Here is a 23706-nt window from a genome sequence, read left to right on the forward strand (position 1 = left end):
ATGTCTTGGGAAGAACCTGAGGTGCGAGGCTCGCGGTTCGCGCTCCTCGCACCTCAGGGTCGGCGGTCGTTCTATTGTGCACCGGGTGCGTCGCCCGCGGGAGCGGGATCGGTGACCGTCACCATCGCGGTGCGGATCACCTTCTCGCCCAGGCGGTAGCCGCATCGGTACACCGATCCGATCACCGGATGTGCCCCGGTGCCGTCGTGCTGCACGGCTTCGTGGAGTTCGGGATCGAACTCGTCACCCGCCGCACCGAAGGCCACGAGACCTTCGGCGGCCAGCACACCGGTCAGCTTGTCGGCGACCGAACGCAGCGGACCGCTGTCGAGGTCGCCGTGCTCGCGGGCACGGTCGAGGTCGTCGATGATCGGGAGCAGCTTGTCGATCAGGATCTGCTTGCCGTAGGCGACCGAGCCCTGCTTCTCCTCGGCGGCACGCCGCCGGAAGTTGGCGAACTGGGCTCGTTCGCGCTGCAGGTCGGCGGTCAGTTCGGCGACCCGGGCATCCGGTTCGCCGGCTGCCCCGTCCGCCTGCTGCTCGTCACTGGTCTGCTCGTCGACGACCGGTCCGGCATCGGCCGGGCCGGGGCCGGCGGCCGGCTCGTCGCGCACCTCACCCGTCTCCGGGTCGATGCGACGACGGTCGGTCACCGTCACCGGCTCCTCGCCGGACCCATTCGCCGAATGGGCTCCTGCGGTCACTTGTTCTCCTTCGAGTCGGCTTCGTCGACGACCTCGGCGTCGACGACGTCGGGATCGCTGTCGGCCGCGGCGGACTCACCGTTGGGGGACTCGGCAGCGGCGTTGGCGTAGATCGCCTGGCCGAGGGCCTGCGACTCCTCCGACAGCTTCTCGATCGCGGACTTGATCGCCGCGGTGTCGTTGCCCTTGAGCGCTTCCTGCGCTCCGGCGACGGCCGCTTCGACCTTCTCCTTCAGCTCCGCCGGAACCTTGTCCTCGTTCTCCTTGAGGAACTTCTCGGTCTGGTGGACCAGCGACTCCGCCTGGTTGCGGGTCTCGGCCTCCTCGCGGCGCTTGCGGTCCTCGTCGGCGTGAGCCTCCGCGTCCTTGATCATGCGGTCGATCTCGTCCTTGCTCAGGCCGGAACCGTCCTGGATGCGGATCGAGTTCTCCTTGCCGGTGCCCTTGTCCTTCGCGGTGACGTGCACGATGCCGTTGGCGTCGATGTCGAAGGTCACCTCGATCTGCGGGACACCCTGCGGTGCGGGAGCGATGCCGCCGAGCTCGAAGCTGCCGAGCAGCTTGTTGTGCGAGGCGATCTCACGCTCACCCTGATAGACCTGGATCTGCACCGACGGCTGGTTGTCCTCGGCCGTCGTGTAGGTCTCCGAACGCTTGGTCGGGATGGTGGTGTTGCGCTCGATCAGCTTGTGCATCACGCCACCCTTGGTCTCGATACCGAGGGAGAGCGGGGTGACGTCGAGCAGCAGCACGTCCTTGACCTCACCGCGGAGCACACCGGCCTGCAGTGCGGCGCCGACGGCGACGACCTCGTCCGGGTTGACGCCCTTGTTGGGCTCGCGTCCACCGGTCAGTTCCTTCACCAGGTCGGTGACGGCCGGCATACGGGTCGAACCACCGACGAGCACGACGTGGTCGATGTCGCCGACGGAGATGCCCGCATCCTTGATGACCGCCTGGAACGGTGCGCGGGTGCGCTCCAGCAGATCAGAGGTGATCTTCTGGAACTCGCTGCGCGAGAGCTGCTCGTCGAGGAACAGCGGGTTCTTGTCGGCGTCGACGGTGATGTAGGGCAGGTTGATCGAGGTGCTCTGCGAGCTCGAGAGTTCGATCTTGGCCTTCTCGGCGGCCTCACGGAGACGCTGCAGGGCCATCTTGTCCTTGGTCAGGTCGATGCCGTTCTGGCTCTTGAACTTCTCGACGAGCCAGTCGACGACGCGCTGATCCCAGTCGTCACCACCGAGGTGGTTGTCACCGGAGGTCGCACGGACCTCGACCACGCCGTCGCCGATCTCGAGCAGCGAGACGTCGAAGGTACCGCCACCGAGGTCGAAGACCAGGATGGTCTGTTCCTTCTCGCCCTTGTCGAGTCCGTAGGCCAGGGCGGCCGCGGTCGGCTCGTTGACGATCCGGAGCACGTTGAGGCCGGCGATCTGACCGGCTTCCTTGGTGGCCTGACGCTGCGCGTCGTTGAAGTACGCCGGGACGGTGATGACCGCGTCGGTCACGTCCTCACCCAGGTACGACTCGGCGTCGCGCTTGAGCTTCATGAGCGTGCGCGCGCTGATCTCCTGCGGGGTGTACTTCTTGTCGTCGATCTCGACGGTCCAGTCGCCTTCGCCCATGTGGCGCTTGACGGAGCGGATGGTGCGGTCGACGTTGGTGACCGCCTGGTTCTTTGCGGGCTGGCCGACCAGCACCTCGCCGTTACGCGCGAACGCGACCACCGAGGGGGTGGTCCGTGCGCCTTCGGCGTTGGCGATGACGGCGGCCTCGCCGCCTTCGAGCACGGCCACCACCGAGTTGGTGGTACCGAGGTCGATTCCAACAGCACGAGACATGTTTGGCTTCCTCCTAGTTTGTGGGTGTGCACCCGAGTCCTTGTCCCGAGGTCTCGAGACCGCGGGGATGTCGTGGTGAAACTCTGCGGGACCGGACTTCAGTGCGTCCGACTCATGTCCTACTGAAAAAGCGGGTCCGAGTCAAACCTACTTGAGTCTGGATCACTCAGGTTTCTCGAAGTGTGTAACGGGCCCCGTCGGCGGATTGTTCCCGGATCGTCGAAAAAACTTGAGCAGGGTTCACTCAGGTCCGACGGTGCAGGTAGACGGCCGGCGGTCCGCGGTGTACGCGGCCCGACTCTTGACACCGAGGGGAGCGCACGGCAGATTTCAACGGGAAGCATATGATTCCACTTGGGAGCCGGCGAACGGCGCCCGCCACATCCGAGGACAGCCGATGACGTCAGGGGATCCTCAGCGCGGCTCGAACGAACCGGCGAGACCGGAGGTCACGGCCTGGAACGCTGTCGTCGACGCCCTGCGCGCGGCCGGAGCCGAGCTCGAAGCCGACACCGCCGGTCTCGATCCGACCGAACAGGCCGACGGGTTCCGTGCCCTTCTCCGTGGGGTGGCGAATCAGTTGTCGCGCCTCGAGGTCGACCGCGAACGACCCGAACTCGTGCCCTTCAACGGCTGGCGTCACAAGTTCCTGATGGACAATCCCGATTTCGGGTACTGGGTCACCGAGGTGCGAGGTGACCGCGAGTACCGCATCCGCGGATCGCGCGGCGACGCATCCTATGTCTCGATCACCGTGTATCGCCGCACCGGCGGCCTCGCCTCGGAGGCGACGGCACGCATCGACAGTGAGTCGATCACCTTCGACGACGCAGGTGACTTCGAGATCGACCTCGGCGGAACGGATGCGGGAACCGGCAACCGGCTCGATCTCCCGGACGGATCCGCCGTCGTCTGGGTCCGGTTCTTCTACGACGATGTCGCACACGACGAACCGGGGTCATGCCGGATCGAACCGGTCGGGAGACCGGACGTACCCCCGCTGATCGACGCCGCGCGGTTCTGTTCGCAACTCGGGACGCTCGCCGCGACCACGTCCCTGCTCCCGACGATCTTCGAGATGTCCACCGCCGAGGACCGCGATCCACCGAACACGCTGCGCCACTGGTCGGAGATGGCCGGTGGCGCGGTGTTCACCGAACCGGGGATCCACTATGTCCGCGGCGGGTGGCGCCTCGGGCCGGACGAGGCCCTGGTCATCGAGGGCGAGGTCGTCGACTGCCGATACTGGAACATCCTGGCCTACAGCCGATTCCTCAACTCCCTGGACCACCGGTACCGGCCGGTGTCGTACACCGGAACGACCGCGAACGTCGTCGACGGCCGATACCGATTCGTCGTCGCCGCCGCGGACCCGGGCGGCGGGGCGAACTGGATCGACACCGAGGGACGAGATTTCGGGGTCGTCGTGATGCGCTTTGTCCAACCGACGACGACCCCGACGCTGCCGTCGGCACGCGTGATACGACTCGACCGACTGCGAGGCACTCGATGACCCGATGGGCACCCCCGCCCAGATCCGAGACGGCACAGGCCATCTACGCGGCCGCCGAAGCCGACCGCGTCGAGAATCCCGAGTCGTATCGTCTCGGGGCGGGCGAGGCCGACCGGATCGTCGAACGGGCCACTGCGAAACACGGAACCGACGGCCTGGGCGATCCCGCGAACTGGCGACCTGGGCTCGAACAGTTCCTCGACTCCGCGGCCGCCGACGGCCGGCTCAACGCCGTCGGCATCCGCAACGCGCAGGACGCCGTGACCGGCAAGTTGCGCGCGCGATCGATCGTCGCCGCGAAGCTTCGGACCGAACCCACCATCGCCGGCCGGGACCTCACGCCGCCGATCGTGATCATCGGTGGGTGGCGCACCGGGACGACGTTCTTGTTCCGTCTCCTGGCCCGAGATCCGCGGCTCCGCGCGCCTCGGCCGCTCGAGCTCTACGCACCATGGCGCGCCGCAAGTCTCGATCCCGCCGAGCGCGAGCGGGTCATCGAGGCCCAGGCCGCCGAACCGAATCCCCTGCACGTGCTCAACCCGTCGATGGCGGCGGTGCACGACTCCGGTCCGGCCCTCCCCGAGGAGTGCGTGCTCGGCATGGGAACGACCATGCGCAATTGGGGATTCGCCTCGACCATGCGCCTCGACGGCTACGCGGCGTGGCTCGCGACCCAGGACTTCGCCGCCGAGTACGACGCACATCGGACGATGTTGCAGATCCTCGACGACGGGTCGGCCCGTCGCTGGCTGCTCAAAGCGCCTGCCCACACACCCGAGCTCGCGCATCTGGCGTCGACGTATCCCGGTGTCTGCATCGTGCACCTGCACCGCGACATCGTGGAGACGGTGGCGTCCGGGGCGAGCCTGTTCGCGACCTATCGGTCGACCTACAGCGACGAGGTGGACGGCCACGATGTCGGACGATTCCAGGTCGAGCAATCCGAACTGTGGTTTCGGCGTGCACTGGACTTCCGGTCCTCGCCCGCGGCCGCGTCGGCGACCATCCTGGACCTGGACTACCGGGACCTGGTGGCGAGCCCCGCGACGACGATCGGCCGGGTCTACGCCGCGGCCGGGATCGATCCACCGGACGTCACCGCGCTGATCGCCGAGCACGACGCGGCGCAACCCCGCCATGGCAAGGGTCGACACCGGTACACCCCCGAGGAGTTCGGCATCGATCCCGACGCGCTCCGTGAACGGATGGCGTTCTACACCGACGCCGTGCCCGTCCAGCGATGACGACCCCGGCTCAGCGTCGTCGGGTGAGCACCAGCCGGGCACCGGCATCGAGGAGGAAGCCGAGGATGCCGATCACCACGATCAGGGCGGCCACCTGGTCGTAGGCGAGCTGATCGCGGGCGTTGAGGATCTGGTAGCCGAGACCGGAACGTACGCCGAGCATCTCGGCGGGCACCAGAACCACCCAGGCGATGCCGAGGGCCACGCGGATGCCGGTCTGCACGTTGCCGCGGATCGCCGGGACCACCACGGCCGTGAGGACTTCGGTCCGGGTGGCATGGAACGATCGCGCGACCTCGACGAGGCCGGGGTCGATCGACTTCACGCCGGCCGCCGTGTTGATGACGATCGGCCAGATCGCCGCGATGGCGATCAGGAAGATGACCGGTTCGTTGCCGATGCCGAACACCATCACCGCGACCGGAGCCCAGGACAGCGGCGAGATCATCCGCAGGAAGGCGACGATGGGGTTCGCGGCGCGCTCCGCGGTGAGGCTCAGGCCGATCAGCAGGCCGAGCGGAAAGCCGAGGACGACCGCGATCAGCAGGCCGATCAGCAAGCGCCACAGGCTCAATCCGATGTCGGGCAGGAGCACACCGCGGTCGAGGAGTTCCAGCATCGCCGGAAACACCTGTTGCGGGGCGAACTGGCGGGCGAGGGAGTCGGCTGCGGGGAGGACGGTCGTCGTGGCCCACCAGAGGGCGACCAGCACCGCGATGGCGATCAGCGGCGGGGCGATGACGGAACCGGATCGCCGGCGCGGGGCCGCCGCGGTCTCGTCCTGGGTCAGCAGCGTCATGGCGTCACCTGTTCGGTTCTCGTGAGTTCGGGCGGTAGTCCGAGAGCGGCCGCGCCACCGCGAGATCCGATGGCGTTGCGGATGAATCGGTCGTCGACGAGGTCGGCATGGACTGTCGCCGGGTCGAGGCGCCCGAGGAAGCGGCGATCGCCGTCGACGAGGGTGTTGTCCATCTCGGTGACGAGCCGCTCGGTGAAGCTCGCGAACGGGAAGGGCTGGAATCCGAGTCGCTGTGGTTGCCAGTCGACGTTGCGCACGGCGAAGTCGGCCGGGTCGTAGGTCAGCGCCTTGGCGATGGCCGGTTTCGGTTGTGGGAGATACCCGCCGGCGAGTTCCGTTGCGGCCCGCGGCCGGTCGAGGTCGATGTGGTGCTGGGCCGCGACCACGGAGTCGGCGAGGGATTGCACCGCGGCGGGGCGCTCGTCGATGGCCGACTGATGGACGAGGAGTGCGCAGCAGGCGTGCTGGCGCCACACGTCGCCGAGGAAGGTGTGGATGCGGCCGATGCCGCGCACCTGGGCCATCGCGTTGAACGGATCGGCCACGACATAACCGGCGATCGAACCGTTGGCCAGCGCCGGCACCATGTCCGAGGGGCTCATCACGATCAGTTCGACGGTCTTGTCACCTCGGGACGCCCCGGTACGGATGACCGGTCGCAGTCCGTGGGTCCGCAACATCCGCTGCAGGATGATGTTGTGGATCGACCACCACGCCGGGATCGCGACCTGCGCGCCGGCGAGCTGCTCGAGGTCGACGATGTCGGGCGCCACGGTCAGCGCCGACCCGTTGGTGTGATTCCAGCCCAACACCTGCACAGGGCTTTTCATCGCGTAGCGGAGTGCCACCGCCATCGGCATCAGGAGATGGACGACGTCGACCTTGCGTGTCACGAAGGCCTCGGCCAGGGAGGACCAGCTCCGGAACAGCACGGGCTTCGTCGAACTCACCGCGGCCGGTTCGTAGAGCCCGGCGGCGTGTGCGACGAGGAGCGGCGCCGCATCGGTGATCGGTAGATACCCAACGCGCAGCGCATCGGAGGCACCCGGTGGCGCTGCCGTGGCGGCCCGGCCCAGCCCGACGACACCGCCGATGCCGCCCGCGACCGTGAGCCCGCCGACCCCGGCCAGGAGGAGCCGGCGTGAGATGGGCGCGTTCACACCTGCTGCCCCACCTGGTGACCGAAGTGCGTCAGGATCTCGGCGCGCCGGTCGGGGTCGGCGCCGCCGAGACCGGAGTCGAGCTGCCACTCCCCGCCGATCCGACCCGCTGCGGACAGCAGGACGATCCGGTCGGCCAGTTCCAGCGCCTCGTCGACGTCGTGTGTCACGAGGACGACGGTGATCCCCAGTTCGGCGGCCAACTCGGCCAGCCAGTTCCGCAGTTCGCCGCGCACCGCGGGATCGAGTGCGCTGAAGGGTTCGTCGAGCAAGAGCAGCCGGGGCCGGATTGCGGCCGCCCGGATGATCGCCACCCGTTGCGCCTGCCCGCCCGACAACTGGTCAGGGTAGCGGCCGGTGAGGCCGTCGAGCCCGAACCGGCGCAACAGGCCCAGCGCGTGATCGTTCTCGAACGACGAACGGTGCGCGGCGAATCGGCGCCCGAACCGGATGTTCTCCTCGACGGTCAGCCACGGCATCAGCAGTGCACGTTGGAAGACGACCCCCGTGTTTGGTCGCTCCCCGCCGGACTCATCCCGCCACTCCAGGCTGCCGGCATCGAGGGTCTCGAGACCGGCGAGCACCCGCAACAGCGTGGTCTTTCCGCTGCCGCTACGCCCGAGGACGGCCACGAACTCTCCGTCGTCGACGGTGAGGTCGATGCCCGACAACACGGATGTGCCGCGAAAAGACTTGCGGCCACCGACTATTCGAACTGCGCGAGTTCCCACCGCAGTTGTCCTTCCGAGGGTGATTGGATGGGGATGAAAGCTGTTTCCCGGAACCGCCTGTTGGTGGCGCTCGCGGTCGCATAACCCGCACCGCCGCGGACGGTCGCCTCGAGCCGCGAGGCCGCGACCGCGGTTCGGGCGGCGTCGAGGCGCAGCCGGATCAGATCGGCCGGCGACGGTGTCGTCGGATCGGCGGCGAACATCGCGAGACGTGCACGTATCGAATCGAATTCGGCCGTCTGTTCGTCCAACTCGGGACGGAACACCTCGTTGACCCCGGTCAGCGACTCGACGGCACCGTCAAGTGCGGCACCGATGGCTCCGCTGCAGAATGCGGACTGCAACAGCAGGAACACCGGCCGTATCCCCCGGACGAACGCGGTCAGGTCATCGGAGATCACGCTGTCCGCGCCGATCGTCACGTCGACGAGCTCGAGGGACGTCGAGGCGGTGGATCCCAAACCGACCAGCTCTGGCGCGGAACGGATCTCGACGCCGGGCGCGTCCGCGTCGACGACCGCGACGAGGGTCCTGTCGCCGGTGCGCACCGGGAGAACGATCAGCGATTCGTCGTAGACGTTCGACGCCCAGCGAATCGGTCCGGTCGCCACCACACCCGCCCGGCCGCGACGCCCCGTGATGGGCACCTCGCCGAGACCGGCCACCTGTTTCAGACCCGCCGCCATGGCCGTGACACCGATCCGCTCGCCACTGAGAAGTGACGCCAGGTGCCTCTCCCGCAATGGCTCCGGCGATCGGGTGACGTACTCGATCGTCATCCGCTGCGCCCACAACGAGAATCCGGCCGACAGGCTCACCGCCGACACACGTTCGAGGACGTCGATCATCGACGCCAGCGAGCCGTCGACGACTCCCCGGCCCAGGAGGCCGGCCGCACCGGCCGCGGCGATGTCGAGTCGGGTGTCGGTGTGCCCGGCGTCGAGATCGCGGGCACGATCGGCCACGGACGCGACGACCTCGCCGAGCTCATCGGTCAGTGTCGGCGCCATACCGGTCAGCCCTGCAGACGGTGGAGGCGGTCCACCGGGGTCGACACGACCTCACGAGCGTGACGGACGGCCGCCTCGTCCGGGGCATCGTAGAAGCACAGGCACTTGTCGGTGTCCTCGCGGACATAGGTCCGCAGGAAGCTGACCTCGGGGACGTCGGCGTACTTCGGCGAGTTCGCCTTCTTGCGCGCCAGGTAGGTCTCCATGTCGATGGCTTCGGGGATGTCCCACTCGACGAGGTAGCCGGCGGTCGGGCGCGCCTTCTTCAGCTCGTCCAGGTCTGCGCCGACGAGCCGGACCTCGTCCGGGCCGGCGGCGACGATCCCCCGGAGGGCCTCGACCCCGTCGAGCCCCGCGGCCCGGCAGCCCTCGAACTCGGCGATCACGAACAACCGGGCAGCGCCCTCGGTCACCTGCGTCTCGATCAGTTCGCCGCCGGCGGTACGCAGGTGCGCGTCGAGTCCTTTGATGAGTTCCTCGACCTTGCCCGCATCGCTGTCGGCAGGTTCGAGTTCGTAGAGGAAGAGCGCCATGGGTGAGCCTTTCTGCGTCGGTGTGCCCGCTGGTGACCGCACCGACCCTGGCATAGACAGACCGGTCTGTCTATGGGCTCTCGTGGTCTACTCTTGGCGCTGTGAGCAACCCCGCACAGGCGAGCACCGGCCGCGCGACCTCCGCTGCCGGGCCCGGCAGCCCGGCCGATCGACTGCTCGCCACCGCCACCGAACTGTTTGCCGCACAGGGCATACGGTCGGTCGGCATCGATCTGATCCTGCGTGAGTCCGGCGTCGCCAAGGCGAGTCTGTACAACGCCTACGGTTCGAAAGACGGATTGGTCGTGGCCTACCTCGAGCGTTTGGATCAGGCTGATCAAAACCGGTGGTTCGAGGCGACGAAGGCCCTCTCCGATCCGCGTGAGCGCATCCTGACCTTCTTCGACCTCGCCATCGCCGGGGCCCCGACCCGCAACTTCCGCGGCTGTCAGTACGCCAATGCCGCCACCGAGTTCCCCGACACCGACCTGCCTCCCATCACGGCGCACCGCGCGTGGCTCCTCGACACCCTCGGTGACAACCTGCGCGCACTCGGCGTCTCGGAGCCCGACGCGACCGCGCGACAGATCCAGGTGGTCTACGACGGCGCGCTCTCGGGGTCGAAGATGGCCCGCTCCACCGCCCCCATCGAGACCGGCAAGCAGCTGGTGGAGGCCTTGCTCGACCGCACCACCGGGTGAGCCCGGCGTTCCGCACCCGTCCGGTGGACATCGAGGCTACGGTCGAGACATCCCGTCGACGCGGAGGTGGTGATGAGCTCACCGACACCGAACGATGCGCGATGGGTGCCATGGCGGGTGGCGCCGGCGTCGGGCTTCGTCGTCGACGACCCGACCGGACGCGGCGAGGTCGACATCGCGCAGATCGATGAACGACAGTTCGTCGTGCGCAACGCGTTCCGGTTCTCCCACCCTGACATCGAGGAGTACCTCGTCGAACAGCTGATCGATCGGGGCACGCCGGAGCCGCAGGCGCGCCGGGCCGTCGACGCCGCCCGCACGTTCGTCCCGCGCGAGGACAACCCGACCGACCTCGCCTCGATCCCCCGGTTCCTGCGCTGGTTCGAAAACCCCTACGGCAGACACTCACTGGCAGCGCTCATCCACGACGAGCTCATCACGGGCACCGCCAACTCCGGTGCGCTCGGGAGTGACACCCTGTCCGATCGCTTCTTTCGCGAGATGATGCGGACGTCCGGGGTCCCCTGGCTCAAACGGTGGATCATGTGGTCGGCGGTGGCGCTCCGCACACGCTGGGTCGCAGGCGGATGGCGGCGACTCAGTGTGGCGGTGTGGCTATTGCTGAGCGTCGCCGGAATCTCTGCGGCGATCGGTTCGACCGGAGCGTTGCTGTTCGGCTGGCCGTGGCCGACGTCGTCGCCTGCGGTCTCGCTTGTCTTCTCGCTCCTGATGATCTTTGTCGCCGCACCACTGTGGGGACGGCAGTGGGCCGCGAGTCTCGTTGCGGCCGTTGCCGCCTTGTGGCTCCTACCCGCGGCCATCGTGGCGTACTTCGCCTATGCGCTGTATCTGTTGTCAGAGAAGGTCGCCCGCATCGTCGGGCTCACGTAGCGCATCGGCGGAGCATTCTTGTCGGTGGTGTGGTTTAGCTTGGTGAGTATCAGTTGGACCGGTCAACCAGATCGGGCCGCATCGACTTCGGGGGAGTCACTGTGGGGGCATGGACCGATCTGCCGGGCGAGTTCCTCGCCGGGGTCGATCCTGCCCGCCCGGCCGACGCCGACACCGCCGCCCACATGCATCGTCTGGGGTCGATCCGGGCCGGGGAGTCGTATCTGGCGTGGTGCCGGTATCAGACGATCCTGGTGCTGTGCGACCGGTTCCTGACCCCGGTCGGCAACAGCTACGTGTCCGACGGCTTCGGGGACGTCGTCGCCCGGGTGGCCCGCGAAGCGGGCATCAGCCGTCACCGCGCGGCGACGCTGGTTGACGACGCCCTGTGTCTTCGTGGTCGGCTGCCGCGGGTGCTGGAGACATTGCGCGACGGCATCATCGCCCCGCACCAGATCCGCGAGATCATCGGCCGCACCCACCTGGTGTCCGATGATCACCTTCTCGATCCCGAGGACCTCGACAGCCGCCGGATCATCGAGGTGCTCGACGCATCCATCGCCGCCTTGCTGCGGAATCGGGTCGGGTCGTGGTCGACGTCAGGCTTGCGTGACATGATCGACCGGCTGGTCTTCGGCCACGACGCCGACGCGGTCCGCGAACGACGCCGCGAAGCGCTCGACACACGAGGCGTGTGGACCGAAAACCACGGCGACGGGACCGGTGAGATCACCGCGGTCATGGCCGCCGAGAACATTCGGGCCTGCGACGCCTCGGTGCGCGCGCTCGCGGCGTCGGTGTGCGACCGGGACGGACGCACCCGCAGCCAACGCAACTCTGATGCCATGTGCGCGTTGCTCACCCGAACAGCGTTCACGTGCGCGTGCGGACAATCCGACTGCACCGCACCACCCGTCGATCCTGCCAGTGCGGCGGCGACTGCCGAGATCGTGATCCACGTCGTGACCGACGCCGACACGTTGGCCGGTGGGTCGGGGCCCGGGTGGGTTGACGGACACGGGGTGATCTGCGATGAGCATGTGCGCGACCTCGCCGCACGGCACAATGCCACCCTGAGCCCGGTCACCCCGGTGCGCACACCACCCACGCATATCGTCGCCGGCGGTTCAGCCGTGACCGGCGAGGGCGGATACGACGACGACACCACCCGGACCGCGAACATCGCCGCGCCACAGCCGGGTACGGCCACCGTGGTGGTCTTTCCGGGCGCGCTGCCCGGTGATCCGTATCGGCCGAGCGCCGCATGTGCGGAGTTCGTGCGGGTTCGCGACGGTTACTGCACCGAACCGGGTTGCACGCGTTCGGCGTTCACCGCCGATGTCGACCATGTCGCCGAGTACGACCACGCCCGGCCGGCGCGCGGGGGTGCGACGTCGAGTGAGAACCTCAACGCCAAATGCCGTGCCGGTCATCTGCACAAGACGCACAGCGACTGGACCGATGTGCAGTACCGCGATGACGACGGCCGACTGGTCACCGAGTTTGCGACGCCGGAGGGGTTTGTCATCCCCGGCGAGGCCGAAACCCTCGAAGATCTGTTCCCCAACCTGCGTCGTATCCGATTCGAGCAAGCCGCGAAAGCCCCACCGAGTCCGAGAGTCATCGTGCCGGAGCGGCAAGGCCGACTACCACGCACGATCACCGAACGAACCGCCGCGAAACACGCGAAGCGGCGAGAAGAACGTGCCCGCAACAAGACACAGCGCGAAGCGGATCGACGCGCCCGGAGCGAGGCAGCCCACCATCAGCCGACAACCCACGACGACGACCCGCCGCCATTCTGACAACGCCAACACCCCGGCGGAACGTGGTCTTCCACGTACCCACCGGGGTGTTGGGGTCACAGAGCGCGGGTCAGGCCGCGCTCACCTGCGCGTCGACGGCGACTTCCAGCGCCTGCGCGACGATCTCGGCGACGTCGGTCATCGGCCGCACGTCGAGGGCGTCGAGCACCTCGGCCGGCACGTCGTCGAGGTCGGGCTCGTTGCGCTGCGGGATGAAGATGGTCTTCAACCCGTTGCGTTGCGCCGCAAGCAGTTTCTGCTTGACCCCGCCGATCGGCAGGACACGCCCGTTGAGCGTGACCTCGCCGGTCATCCCGACATCGCTGCGCACCTGACGTCCCGTCGCCATCGACACCAGCGCGGTGACCATGGTGACGCCGGCACTCGGACCGTCCTTTGGCACAGCTCCGGCCGGAACGTGCACGTGGATGGTCTTGTCGAGCGCCTTCGGGTCGACGCCGAGTTGCTCGGCATGCGCCCGCACGTACGACAGTGCGATCTGTGCCGACTCCTTCATCACGTCGCCGAGCTGCCCGGTCAGCTTCAGACCCGGCTCGCCCTCGGTGGCGTTCACCTCGATGAACAGGACATCGCCGCCCATGCCCGTGACCGCGAGACCTGTTGCGACACCGGGGACCGCCGTCCGCTCCGCCGATTCCGGCGTGAAGCGCGGACGCCCCAGGTAGTCCCGCAGGTCGGGCTCGTCGATGGTGACGGGCACCGTCGGGGTTTCCTCTTCTCCCGATTCGATCGCGAGGTTGGTCGCGGCCTTGCGCAGCGCCTTGGCGAGCAGCCGTTCGAACTGTCGCACACCGGGTTCGCGGGTGTAGTTGGCCGCGATCTCCCGCAGTGCCGCATCGGTGACGGTCACCTCGTCGGGGGTCAGCGCCGCACGCTCGGCCTGCCGGGGCAGCAGGTAGTCGCGGGCGATGGCGACCTTGTCGTCCTCGGTGTACCCGTCGAGCGTGACCAGCTCCATGCGGTCGAGCAGGGCCGACGGGATGTTCTCGATGACGTTGGCGGTCGCGAGGAACAGCACATCGGACAGGTCGAGGTCGAGATCGAGGTAGTGATCGCGGAAGGTGTGGTTCTGCGCGGGGTCGAGGACCTCGAGCAGCGCGGCGGCCGGGTCGCCCCGGTAGTCCGAGCCCACCTTGTCGATCTCGTCCAGCAGCACAACGGGATTCATCGATCCCGCCTCGCCGATGGCCCGTACGATCCGGCCGGGCAGCGCGCCGACGTAGGTACGCCGGTGACCGCGGATCTCCGACTCGTCCCGCACGCCGCCGAGAGCGACGCGCACGAACTTGCGGCCCAGCGCACGGGCGACGCTCTCACCGAGCGATGTCTTGCCGACACCGGGCGGACCGGCGAGCACCATCACGGCACCCGACCCGCGTCCGCCGACGACCTGCAGGCCGCGTTCGGCGCGACGGGCGCGCACCGCCAGGTATTCGACGATGCGGTCCTTCACGTCGTCGAGGCCGTGGTGATCGGCGTCGAGGATCTCGCGTGCGCCCTTGACGTCCGTGGAGTCCTCGGTGCTGGTGTTCCACGGCAGGTCGAGGACGGTGTCGAGCCAGGTGCGGATCCATCCGGTCTCCGGCGACTGGTCGCTGGCACGTTCGAGCTTGCCCACCTCGCGGAGCGCGGCCTCGCGCACCTTCTCGGGCAGGTCGGCTGCCTCGACGCGGCCGCGATAGTCGTCGGCGCCCTCGGGCTCGTCCTCGCCGAGCTCCTTGCGGATGGCGGCGAGCTGCTGACGCAGCAGGAATTCCTTCTGCTGCTTGTCCATGCCCGCGCGGACGTCCTCGGCGATCTTCTCGGTCACCTCGGACTCGGCCAGATGATCGCCCGTCCACTCGATGAGCAGGCGCAACCGCGCCGCAGTCACCGGCGTCTCGAGCAACTCACGCTTCTGCTCGTCGGACAGCCACGACGCATAGCCCGAGGTGTCCGCGAGATCCGACGGATCGGACATCTTGTTGACGGCGTCGATGAGCTGCCATGCCTCGCGGCGCTGCAGCATCGCCAGCACGAGCTTCTTGTACTCGCCGGCGAGTTCACGGTCGTCGTCGGTGACCTCGACGGCGTCGACCTCGGTCACCTCGACCCACAGCGCCGCACCGTGACCAGGCGTCCCGGTCCCGATCTGCGCGCGCTGCTCACCCTTGACGACGGCAGCGATGCCGCCGCCCGGGATACGGCCGACCTGCACGATCGACGCGATGACACCGTAGGTGGGATACCGGTCGTCCAGACGCGGCGCGACCAGCAGTTTTCCGGTCTCGCTCGCCCGGGCGGCGTCGACCGTGGCCTGCGCGGCATCGTCGAGCGGGATGGGCACGACCATGCCGGGCAGAACGACGACGTCGGGAACGAAGAGAACCGGCAGTGAATATGTCTGCGACATGAAACCTCCAGAGTTAAGTCTGACCGACTCAACCCAGGTGGCAGGAATCTTGTTCCCGAGCGATTTATGCCAGGAGCGAACGGGGTGTTGTGGCCGCCCACGCGAACCCGTCCGGATCGGTCAGCTCGCCGGCATCGCCGCCGATCACCAACCGATGGGAACCCGACCCGTCCGGCTGGACACCCGCATCCTTGGCCGCGCCCTTGCGGCCGTAGAGCGCCAGCTTGATCGAGTCGGCGTTGATCGAATCCGGGTCACTCTCGAACTCGACATACTTCCGGCCGAAGCTCTTGGCCACGGTGAATCCGCGACTCACATAGAACTCCTTGGTCGCCGCGACGTCGTCGACGCCGAGCAGCAGGACCAGATCGTCGACCTCCCGCGCCGGCGCGCCCGTCGGCTTCTTCGACGAACTGGCGACCTTCCAGATCGCGCCGTCGGGCGCCTGGACCACGCCGCCGTACCCCCAGAAGGACTTCTTGGCGGGTTTGAGCACCGTGGCGCCGGCCTCGATCGCCGGTTGCAGGAAGGAGTCGGCGACCGTCGGATCGGCGACCACGAGAGAGATCACGAAACCGCGGAAACCCGAGGTCGGCGAGTCTCCCGCGCGGAAGCGCAGTCGGTCGCCGAGCCCGAAGGCCTTGTCGTAGAACGCCTGTGCCGTAGCGATGTCCGGAACTTCGAGTGTGAGTGCGTTGATGTTCGTCATGCTTCGACGCTAGGACGCCGACCCGGCCGCACGCTTCTCGATTCCTGACCGGTCGCGAACCTCAGGTCAGATCGACCGCGGCGCGGGTGGCGAAGACGATGATCTGGGCGAGAACCAGGACGGTCACCGCGACGAGGAAGGCCGCGGTGGTGAGCACGACACCCGCCGCGCCGCGCAACGCACTCGGCACAGCCTGCGACCAGGACGGGGAGAGTCGGTGTGCGGGTGTGACATCGGGGGTCATGGGCGGTCCTCTGCATACAACGCTCGACCACACCGTTGTGGTCGCAATCACAACACTCAATCATAAGTAAGTACTTCTGTGCCAGAAAACGACGCCAAGACTCACGCCGGCGCGAACCCGGCGCCGTCGGCCGTCCGAATCCCCGCCCGCCACGAAGTGCGGTACAACCGAAGCCACGTCCATCCGAGGAGCCCGCATGTCGATCATCTCGCCGATCACCACTCGCCAGCCGCTGGGCCGGGCCATCGCCCGGATCGCGCTGGGAGCCGTCCTCGCGGTCGCCGGCGTCGGCCACCTCACCGTCCAGCGCGAGGAGTTCCAGGCGCAGGTCCCCGACTGGGTGCCGTTCAGCAAGGACTTCGTGGTGCTGGCCTCCGGCGGTGTCGAGATCGCACTGGGCGCCGCGCTGATCGCGCTGCCCCGCCACCGCAAGGTGGTGTCGTGGGTCGTGGCCGCGTTCTTCGTCGTCATCTTCCCCGGCAACATCAACCAGTACGTCGAGCACATCGACGCCTTCGGCCTCGACACCGACGAGAAGCGGCTCACGCGACTGTTCTTCCAGCCCGTCCTGGTGCTGTGGGCCATCGCCGCCGGCACCGGCGAACGCCGGGCCTAACCTGCGCGCGTCGCCGCATCCTGGCAGGCCGCGTCCATGCCGGCGCGCACCTGCGGCCGCACATCGGCGCTCGATCGGATCGTGCACGCCGCCACGATGCCGCCGACCGCGCAGCACGCCGCGCAGATGTACATCGCCGTCCGGAAGCCGTCGCCGAGCGGATCGCCCGGGCCGGCGTCGATCCCCGCCACGGCGGGCAGCACCGCCACCGCGAGCAACCCCGCAAGGCGAGCCACCGCATTGTTCACCCCCGACGCGGTGCCGGCGAGCGCGTCGTCGACGGCGGCGAGCGCCGCCGAGGTGAGCGGCGCGACGGTCACCGTCATCCCGAGTCCGAACAGCAGCACACCGGGCAGCACGGAGTCGACGTAGCCCGATCCGGGCTCCACCCGGGACATCAGCGCGAAACCGCCGGCCGCGATGAGCGGGCCGACCGTCATCGGCAGCCGTGGCCCGGTGCGCTGCGCCAGCTTGCCGACCACGGGCGACCCGAACAGCATGATGAACGTGCTCGGGAACATCGCCGCGCCGGCCTCGAACGCCGAGTAACCGAGACTCTGCTGCAGTTGCAGGGCCAGCAGAAACAGCGCGCCACCGAGCGCCGCGTAGACCAGGAGCGTCGTCAGGTTGGCGCCGGAGAACTGCGACGAGCGGAACAGTCCGAGCGGCAGCAGCGGCGCGGCAACCCGTGACTCGATCACCACGAAACCCGCGAGCGACACCACACCGACGATCCCGGCGGCGACCGTCTCGCCACTCCACCCGTTCGACGGCCCCTCGATCAGGGCGTAGATCACGCCCGCGAGGCCGACGGTCATCGCCAGCGCACCCGCCACATCCAGTCGGGCACCCGACGGCGCGCCCCGCGATTCGGGCACGTGCCGGATCGCGATCCACAGCGCGCCCAGCGCGAGCGGCACACTGAGCAGGAACGTCCACCGCCACGACGCCGCGTCGACGAGCCAGCCGCCGAGAAACGGTCCGAGGGCGGTGGTCGCGCCGGACATCCCGGCCCACAGTCCGACCGCGGCACCCCGATCGGATGGCCGGATCTCGGCGTTGATCAGCGCCAGGCTGCCCGGAACCACCGCGGCCGCGGCGACCCCCTGCACGATCCGCGCGGCGACGAGGAGTTCGACGGTCGGGGCCAGCCCGCACGCGACAGTCGCCACCGCGAACACCGCCAGACCACCGGCGAACACCAATCGACGGCCGTACCGGTCACCGGCGACGCCGCCGATCAGCAGGAGCGCACTCAGGGTCAGCAGGTACCCGTCGAGCACCCACTGCTGGCCGCGCAGCCCCGTGTCGAGGTCGAGCGCGATGGCGGGCAGCGCGACGTTGACGACGGTGCCGTCGATGAAGGCGACACCCGAACCGAGGACCGCGGCGACGATCAGCCACCGGCCCGCCGGTGACGCGGCCGGCACCCCGCGGGACTCGGTGTCGGCCGAGCTGGGGTCACTCATCGGTCGTCGTCCATCTGGGCCCTCCGTCTCGGGTCGTGTTCCTACCCAGAGTCGGGGCGCCTCGCTCGCGCGCAAGCACATCGGTGGCCAGGACCCCGGCGAGCCCGTCGAACTGGTGCCCGCCCGCCAGGTGACGATGCACCGTCGCCGACGGCAGGACCGCCGCGTTCAGGTCCAGGTGCTCGACGGGCACCACGTCATCGTCGACGCAGTGGTGGAGGGCGACGCCCTTCGAGGCTCGTCGCTCCGCTCCTCGCACCTCAGGGAGCGGGGTATCGGCGTCGGTGTCGGCGTCGGCGTCGGCGTCGGTGGCGGCGTCGGCGTCGGTGTCGGTGTCGGTGTCGGTGAACACGTACTGCGGAACATCCCAACCGCCGGGACCCCAATTCGGCATGGCCAGCAGCACAACATGTTCCGGCGCCGTCTGGTCGGCTCCGGCGAGGACATGCACCAGCACCGTCGCGCCGAAGGAGTGTGCGACGACGAGGTCGTCCGCCTCCATCCCGGCGAGATGCTCCCGGATCGGCGCCGCCCACGCCTCGAGCGACATGTCGTCGCCGGAGAACTCGGGCATGTCGAGCGTCGCGCCGAGCGCCGCGGACAGCGCGTCCGCGAGCGGTCCGTCCTCGACGTAGCCGCCGGCACCGTGGATGAAGAAGAGTCGGCGCTGCGTCATGGGCTCTCCTCGAAGTCGCGTTCCGTCATCACGGCTGACCTCGACGCGGGCCCGTTCTCATCGCCCCGCGTGCTCGTGCTCGTGCTCGTGCTCTGCCGACGATGCGCCCGAGCCGATCAGCAACAGACCGACCATCGCCCTGGCGTCGGCGTCGGTGTACCCGGGTCCGACGATGCACAGGTTGCCGATCGCGCGTAGGAAGGTCAGCGCGCAGATGTCCTCGCTGACCTCTCCCGTCGCCTGGGCCGGCTCGAGCAGCGAGGCGAATGCCGGCACGAGGGTGTCGAAGATGAGCGCGTGCAGATCGACCAGGCTCGGATCGTCGGAGCTGAGCGCGTCGCTCAAGCCGTGCTTGGTGACGAGGAAGTCGGTGAACGCCGACGTCCACCGGCACAGCGCCGCGCGCGGCGGGACCTGTTCGGCCAGCAGCTGTTCCGCCAGTGCCGCACACTCGTCGACCTGATGCCGGTACACCGCGGTGACCAGTTCCGCCCGGGTCGGGAAGTGCCGGTACACAGTGCCGACGCCGACCCTGGCGCGCGCGGCGATGTCGCGCACCGGGGCCTGCACGCCCGCGTCGACGAAGGCCGCGGCCGCCGCCTCGAGAAGGGCCACGCGACTCCGTTCGGCCTGCACTTGACGTGCGGTTCGTCCTGCGGACACCGTTCACCCCTTGCTCGCGGAACATTGTTCCGCTAGTTTGGCGGAACATCGTTCCGTCCAGGTTATCGCGTCCCGCTACCCGTCCCGAAGGAACTCTCATGTCCACGGAATCGCTCGCCCGTCAGATCGTCGCCGTCAAGCCCATCGTCGTCCCCACCTCGGACCGGCCGTTCCCGCTGACGGTGAAGGTCACCGCCCCGGTCACCGGCGAGCACCTCCCGGTCCTCGTGTTCTCCCACGGCAACGCCTGGTCGATGGACGGTTATGCACCGCTTGTCGATCGATGGGCCGCTTCGGGTTTCGTCGTCGTACAGCCGACGCACCTCGATTCCCGGCGATACGGGATCGGGTTCGACGACCCGCGGTTCGCATCCATCTGGAGTACGCGAGTGCATGACGCGCACGCGGTGATCGATCACCTCGACGAGATACTCGTCGCGGCCGGTGGGGACCTCCGCACTCGCGTCGACATCGGCCTGCTCGCCGCGGCCGGCCACTCGTGGGGCGGCCAGACCGTCGGCACGCTCCTCGGCGCGCGTGTGGTCGGGCCGGACGGAGACGTCGGCCCGGATCTCGCACATCCCGCCGTGCGAGCGGGCGCACTGATCGCGACGGCGGGAACCGGCGACAGCCTGAGCGAGTATGCGCGCGAACACCTGCCGTTCGTGCGGCCGGACTTCTCGAGGATGTCCACCCCGGCACTCGTCGTCGCCGGCGGCAAGGACGACTCGGCCCTGTCGACGCGTGGCCCGGAATGGCTGACCGACGCCTTCCACCTCTCCCCCGGCGCGACGGACTTGCTGTGGATTCCGGACGGCGAACACACTCTCGGCGGCATCGCCGGCGAGGCGGTACGCGAGACGACCGATGAGGACCCGGACCGGGTCGGCCTGGTCGCCGACGCCGTCGCCGCCTATCTGCTCGACGCACTCGGCAGCAGCTCGGCGGCGTGGGAAGCGTTGCGGCACACGGACTCCGCGGACTTCACACTGCAGCGAAAGTGACGCCGGCCGGGTCGGCCCGGCCGGACACTAGGCCGAACCGGCCGTCTCCAGCAGCGACTTCAGCTGTGCGAGATCCTTTTCCACCATCTCGGTGTCGCGGTCGAACTCGTCGTCGGACATGGCCAGCTGCCGGATGGTGAACACGACTTCGGCGCCCTCTGGATGCGCCAACACCCGAAGCGGATTGAGCACGGTGTCGCCGGTGGGGAGCACCACCTCGTGGTCGACGACGCCCAGCGCGTTGCGCGGGACGAAGCGGACGGTGACGGTGCCCATCGGCGATTCCACGAGCAACTCGTCACCCCGCCGGACCACCTCCGACTTCGCCAGCCCCGCGGCCCACCGCGGCAGGTTGTCGGGTTCGGCCGCGAAGTCGTAGACGGCGTCGGGTCGGGCGTTGATGACCACACTCACGTGCCGGCTGCGCATGTGGCCAACGTAGTCGCCGCGCCGGTGGTCACCAAGTGGCTTCGACACGGCTCCTCGACCGCAGTGCCGGCTCAACCACCAGTCGTCGCGTCCTCCTGCGCTCGGTGCGGTTCCATCGGCTCGATGTGGTGGCGGGCCAGGAACAGCACGATGCCGAGCACGACGTAGACCAGGATCGGCGCTATCGCACCGACGTACGTCTTCTGGTCGTCGAGGATCACGGTGCCGGTGGTGATCGAGAAGTCGAAGAGCCCGTGGATGACCGAGTTGAGGACATTGCCGCCGGACACCCGCCGGATCAGGTAGAAGAAGTACCCGGCCAGGCTCACCGCGATCGCCTGCGGGATGGCGCTCACGCCGTGGGTCATCGCATTGGTCAGGTGCACCGCGCCGAAGACGACGCTCGACCACAGCGCTACCTTGCCCTCGGCGAGACCGTGATCGCGCAGCGTGGTGACGCCGACACCGCGGAACATCGCCTCCTCACCCCAGCCGACGAACTGCGTTGCGATCAGCAGGGTCAGGATGAAGAGGAGGTCCTTCTGGGCCAGCGAGCCGTAGTCGATCCCGACCAGGATCGCCACGACGAAGACGGCGGGGACGACCCACACCCAGCGCCGGACGGGCCGATCATCGCGCAGCACCGGCTTCTGCCAGCCGAGCGCAACAACGACGATGATCGTGAACAACAGCGCCGCGCCGAGCGGGATGACCATGCCGAACACGACACCGGCCGTGGTGACCGGCTCGCTCTCGTCCGCAAGGCGCGCGATCGCCAGGCCGCCCAGCTGGATGATGGCCAGGTAGACGACGACGATCCCGGCGAAACCGGCATAGCCCAGACGACGACGGGCCGGGGGCCCCAGGTTATCGAGGTTCACCTCGAGAACCTACCAACCCCGGCCGCGGTCGCGCCGGGTCAGGACGGCGACCCGTTCCCTGCTTCAGCGGGCTCGGCCAGCTCGCGCTCGATGAGCTTTTCGGCGACCTTCGCCAGCGGCGTGTTGGTGTCCTGGGACAGCCGCCGGAGCAGCGCGAACGCGGCGACCGCGTCGATGCGGAAGCGGTACATGATCATGCCCTTGGCCTGGCCGATGACGTCCCGGCTCGCCAGGGCGCTCTGGAAGTGCTGTTGCTGGCGGGCCGCCCGCAGAGCCAAGGCGGCATGGGTCGCGAACAGGAGACCGACCTCGAGAGACTCGTCCCCGAACACGTCAGTCTCTTCGGAGAAGACATTGAGCGCGCCGATGGTTCCCTTGTCGGTGAACAACTTGAACGACAGACTCGAACGAAGTGGCGTCTCCTCGAGGACCCGTGCGGAGAACGCGGGAAAACGATCGTCGCTGCCGATGTCATTCACGAGCACCGTGTGGTGATCCCACGCAGCCTGCAGGCACGGCCCCTCACCGGTTTCCTTCTGAATACGGTCGGCCTCGTTCATCAGCGGGTCGGTCGGCGCGAGGGTGTCGAAGTTCTTCTTCTGGTCGACGAGCAGGACGCCCGCGTACTGGGCCCCGGGGACATACTCGACGGCTCCGGCGGTGATGGAGTCCAGGACCTGGCCGGTGGTGTCCTGGGTGGACTCGGGCACCGCGTGCATCTGCCGGGCCAGCTCGGCGATCTTGAAATGAACATCTGTTACCACTGGCACTCAACCTCGATTCGATGTGCCGGGGGGGAAAATCGTCCGGCGAACCTCGTGATCGTACAGAATCTTGCACGTGCTCAACCCGGTTGTTCGTGCCGAACGGGCTCTCGGATGGCTCCGGATTGCCTCGTTCTTTGGGACGATGAGCCCCTTATCCCGGGCGACCGTGATCTCTACCATGGGCCTGGTGATCAAACGGTTGAGTGTCTCCGTCCTCTGTGTCATCGCTGCGATCACGGGAGCGGTGGCCGTCGGCACACCGACCGCCCAGGCCGCGCCATCGTGCTCCGACGTCGAGGTGGTGTTCGCACGCGGCACCGTCGAGACGGCTCCGCCGCTGGGTCTCACCGGACTCTCGTTCGTCGAGGCCGTCCGCTCGCAGCTGCCGGGTAAGTCGGTCAGCGCCTACGGGGTTCCCTACCCCGCGAGCGACCAGTTCAACAACCGCCTGAAATTCGCCCAGACGGTGGCCGATGGGGTCCGCACCACCCAGAACCGCATCAAGTCCCTGGCCGCGAAGTGCCCGGGCACCAAGGTCGTGCTGGGCGGCTACTCCCAGGGCGCCGTCGTCGCGGGATACTCCGTCCACGCCGGCCTGGACCTGCCCGCGCGGTACGCGGCCTACGACCGGTTCGTGCCGCCGCCGCTGCCGGCGAACATGGCCCGCAACGTCGCCGCGATCGTGCTCTACGGCGCCCCGTCGGACCGCTTCATCGACGACATCGGCGCTCCGCCGGTCAAGGTCGCCGCGCCGTACCGCAGCCGCACCGTCCGCTACTGCATCGCCGGTGACACCATCTGCGACGGCGCCCCGGTCGGCGGTCCCAACGCCCTGCACGTGCTCTACTCGGTGAACGGCATGACGCTCGAGGGCGCCCGGTACGCGGCCCGGCGCGTCTAGGC

24 protein-coding genes are annotated in these 23706 nt (G+C 68.4%); 8 read left to right on the forward strand and 16 right to left on the reverse strand.

Annotation, left to right across the window (positions count from 1 at the left end):
- Window positions 1–71: 71 nt before the first annotated feature.
- Window positions 72–704: a nucleotide exchange factor GrpE gene (grpE, locus tag CA982_RS04520; RefSeq protein WP_086534165.1), complete on the reverse strand. Its 633-nt coding sequence runs from the start codon at window positions 702–704 to the stop codon at window positions 72–74.
- Complete coding sequence (gene dnaK, locus CA982_RS04525) at window positions 701–2545, reverse strand: molecular chaperone DnaK (RefSeq protein ID WP_086534166.1); 1845 nt, start codon at window positions 2543–2545, stop codon at window positions 701–703. The genes grpE and dnaK overlap by 4 nt, the downstream gene beginning before the upstream one ends.
- 397 nt (window positions 2546–2942) lie before the next feature.
- Here dnaK and CA982_RS04530 point away from each other — a divergent pair, with 397 nt between their 5' ends.
- Together CA982_RS04530 and CA982_RS04535 are read left to right on the forward strand one after the other, a co-directional pair.
- A complete protein-coding gene (locus tag CA982_RS04530) occupies window positions 2943–4058 on the forward strand; it encodes a DUF1214 domain-containing protein (RefSeq protein WP_086534167.1) in 1116 nt (371 codons plus the stop codon).
- Entirely contained in the window at window positions 4055–5302 is a 1248-nt protein-coding gene (locus CA982_RS04535; protein WP_086534168.1) for a sulfotransferase family protein, read from the forward strand. Before CA982_RS04530 ends, CA982_RS04535 begins: the two co-directional genes overlap by 4 nt.
- 10 nt (window positions 5303–5312) lie before the next feature.
- Here CA982_RS04535 and CA982_RS04540 read toward each other — a convergent pair whose 3' ends face one another.
- From CA982_RS04540 to CA982_RS04560, 5 genes are read right to left on the reverse strand one after another with little or no spacing between them, the layout of a single operon-like run.
- Entirely contained in the window at window positions 5313–6101 is a 789-nt protein-coding gene (locus tag CA982_RS04540; protein WP_086534169.1) for an ABC transporter permease, read from the reverse strand.
- Window positions 6098–7261 (reverse strand): ABC transporter substrate-binding protein, encoded by a 1164-nt coding sequence (locus CA982_RS04545; RefSeq protein ID WP_086534170.1) that lies wholly within the window; start codon window positions 7259–7261, stop codon window positions 6098–6100. The genes CA982_RS04540 and CA982_RS04545 overlap by 4 nt, the downstream gene beginning before the upstream one ends.
- Window positions 7258–7992: an ABC transporter ATP-binding protein gene (locus CA982_RS04550; RefSeq protein ID WP_167383328.1), complete on the reverse strand. Its 735-nt coding sequence runs from the start codon at window positions 7990–7992 to the stop codon at window positions 7258–7260. The genes CA982_RS04545 and CA982_RS04550 overlap by 4 nt, the downstream gene beginning before the upstream one ends.
- On the reverse strand, window positions 7968–9002 hold the full coding sequence (locus tag CA982_RS04555) for an acyl-CoA dehydrogenase family protein (RefSeq protein ID WP_086534172.1): 1035 nt from the start codon (window positions 9000–9002) through the stop codon (window positions 7968–7970). The genes CA982_RS04550 and CA982_RS04555 overlap by 25 nt, the downstream gene beginning before the upstream one ends.
- Window positions 9003–9007: 5 nt before the next feature.
- On the reverse strand, window positions 9008–9535 hold the full coding sequence (locus CA982_RS04560) for a DUF4242 domain-containing protein (protein WP_086534173.1): 528 nt from the start codon (window positions 9533–9535) through the stop codon (window positions 9008–9010).
- Between the two features lie 101 nt (window positions 9536–9636).
- Between CA982_RS04560 and CA982_RS04565 the strand changes: the two genes are divergently transcribed.
- The 3 genes from CA982_RS04565 to CA982_RS04575 all read left to right on the forward strand — a co-directional run bounded on the left by CA982_RS04565 (window position 9637) and on the right by CA982_RS04575 (window position 12932).
- The gene (locus CA982_RS04565; RefSeq protein WP_086534174.1) at window positions 9637–10236 is read left to right on the forward strand and encodes a TetR/AcrR family transcriptional regulator; all 600 of its coding nucleotides are present in this window, start codon (window positions 9637–9639) and stop codon (window positions 10234–10236) included.
- A gap of 72 nt (window positions 10237–10308) precedes the next feature.
- Window positions 10309–11127: a DUF1353 domain-containing protein gene (locus CA982_RS04570; protein ID WP_086534341.1), complete on the forward strand. Its 819-nt coding sequence runs from the start codon at window positions 10309–10311 to the stop codon at window positions 11125–11127.
- A gap of 101 nt (window positions 11128–11228) precedes the next feature.
- The gene (locus CA982_RS04575; RefSeq protein WP_086534175.1) at window positions 11229–12932 is read left to right on the forward strand and encodes an HNH endonuclease signature motif containing protein; all 1704 of its coding nucleotides are present in this window, start codon (window positions 11229–11231) and stop codon (window positions 12930–12932) included.
- A 70-nt stretch (window positions 12933–13002) separates the two neighbouring features.
- Here the strand turns inward: CA982_RS04575 and lon are convergent, their stop codons facing one another.
- The 3 genes from lon to CA982_RS04590 form a co-directional block, all read right to left on the reverse strand.
- On the reverse strand, window positions 13003–15345 hold the full coding sequence (gene lon, locus CA982_RS04580; protein WP_086534176.1) for an endopeptidase La: 2343 nt from the start codon (window positions 15343–15345) through the stop codon (window positions 13003–13005).
- A 64-nt stretch (window positions 15346–15409) separates the two neighbouring features.
- Window positions 15410–16054, reverse strand: coding sequence for a VOC family protein (locus CA982_RS04585; protein WP_086534177.1), 645 nt, complete (start codon window positions 16052–16054; stop codon window positions 15410–15412).
- Window positions 16055–16115: 61 nt separating this feature from the next.
- Complete coding sequence (locus tag CA982_RS04590) at window positions 16116–16298, reverse strand: hypothetical protein (protein ID WP_086534178.1); 183 nt, start codon at window positions 16296–16298, stop codon at window positions 16116–16118.
- 196 nt (window positions 16299–16494) lie between these two features.
- Here CA982_RS04590 and CA982_RS04595 point away from each other — a divergent pair, with 196 nt between their 5' ends.
- Window positions 16495–16914, forward strand: coding sequence for a DoxX family protein (locus CA982_RS04595; RefSeq protein ID WP_086534179.1), 420 nt, complete (start codon window positions 16495–16497; stop codon window positions 16912–16914).
- On the opposite strand, the gene CA982_RS04600 is transcribed toward CA982_RS04595, so the two are convergent.
- From CA982_RS04600 to CA982_RS04610, 3 genes are read right to left on the reverse strand one after another with little or no spacing between them, the layout of a single operon-like run.
- On the reverse strand, window positions 16911–18383 hold the full coding sequence (locus tag CA982_RS04600) for a DHA2 family efflux MFS transporter permease subunit (protein WP_086534180.1): 1473 nt from the start codon (window positions 18381–18383) through the stop codon (window positions 16911–16913). The two genes, CA982_RS04595 and CA982_RS04600, sit on opposite strands and share 4 nt — an antisense overlap.
- Complete coding sequence (locus tag CA982_RS04605) at window positions 18376–19059, reverse strand: alpha/beta hydrolase (RefSeq protein ID WP_086534181.1); 684 nt, start codon at window positions 19057–19059, stop codon at window positions 18376–18378. The genes CA982_RS04600 and CA982_RS04605 overlap by 8 nt, the downstream gene beginning before the upstream one ends.
- A 57-nt stretch (window positions 19060–19116) precedes the next feature.
- A complete protein-coding gene (locus CA982_RS04610; protein ID WP_086534182.1) occupies window positions 19117–19722 on the reverse strand; it encodes a TetR/AcrR family transcriptional regulator in 606 nt (201 codons plus the stop codon).
- 98 nt (window positions 19723–19820) lie between these two features.
- Here CA982_RS04610 and CA982_RS04615 point away from each other — a divergent pair, with 98 nt between their 5' ends.
- A complete protein-coding gene (locus tag CA982_RS04615) occupies window positions 19821–20726 on the forward strand; it encodes an alpha/beta hydrolase family protein (RefSeq protein WP_086534183.1) in 906 nt (301 codons plus the stop codon).
- A 27-nt stretch (window positions 20727–20753) separates the two neighbouring features.
- Here CA982_RS04615 and CA982_RS04620 read toward each other — a convergent pair whose 3' ends face one another.
- The 3 genes from CA982_RS04620 to CA982_RS04630 all read right to left on the reverse strand — a co-directional run bounded on the left by CA982_RS04620 (window position 20754) and on the right by CA982_RS04630 (window position 22806).
- Window positions 20754–21155: an SRPBCC family protein gene (locus CA982_RS04620; RefSeq protein ID WP_208617886.1), complete on the reverse strand. Its 402-nt coding sequence runs from the start codon at window positions 21153–21155 to the stop codon at window positions 20754–20756.
- Window positions 21156–21226: 71 nt separating this feature from the next.
- A complete protein-coding gene (locus CA982_RS04625) occupies window positions 21227–22036 on the reverse strand; it encodes a CPBP family intramembrane glutamic endopeptidase (protein WP_244176129.1) in 810 nt (269 codons plus the stop codon).
- A 38-nt stretch (window positions 22037–22074) separates the two neighbouring features.
- Window positions 22075–22806 (reverse strand): GAF and ANTAR domain-containing protein, encoded by a 732-nt coding sequence (locus CA982_RS04630; protein WP_244176130.1) that lies wholly within the window; start codon window positions 22804–22806, stop codon window positions 22075–22077.
- Between the two features lie 175 nt (window positions 22807–22981).
- Here CA982_RS04630 and CA982_RS04635 point away from each other — a divergent pair, with 175 nt between their 5' ends.
- A complete protein-coding gene (locus CA982_RS04635; RefSeq protein ID WP_086534185.1) occupies window positions 22982–23704 on the forward strand; it encodes a cutinase family protein in 723 nt (240 codons plus the stop codon).
- Window positions 23705–23706 lie beyond the last annotated feature (2 nt).

It is taken from the genome of Gordonia lacunae (assembly GCF_002149015.1).
Taxonomy (GTDB): domain Bacteria; phylum Actinomycetota; class Actinomycetes; order Mycobacteriales; family Mycobacteriaceae; genus Gordonia; species Gordonia lacunae.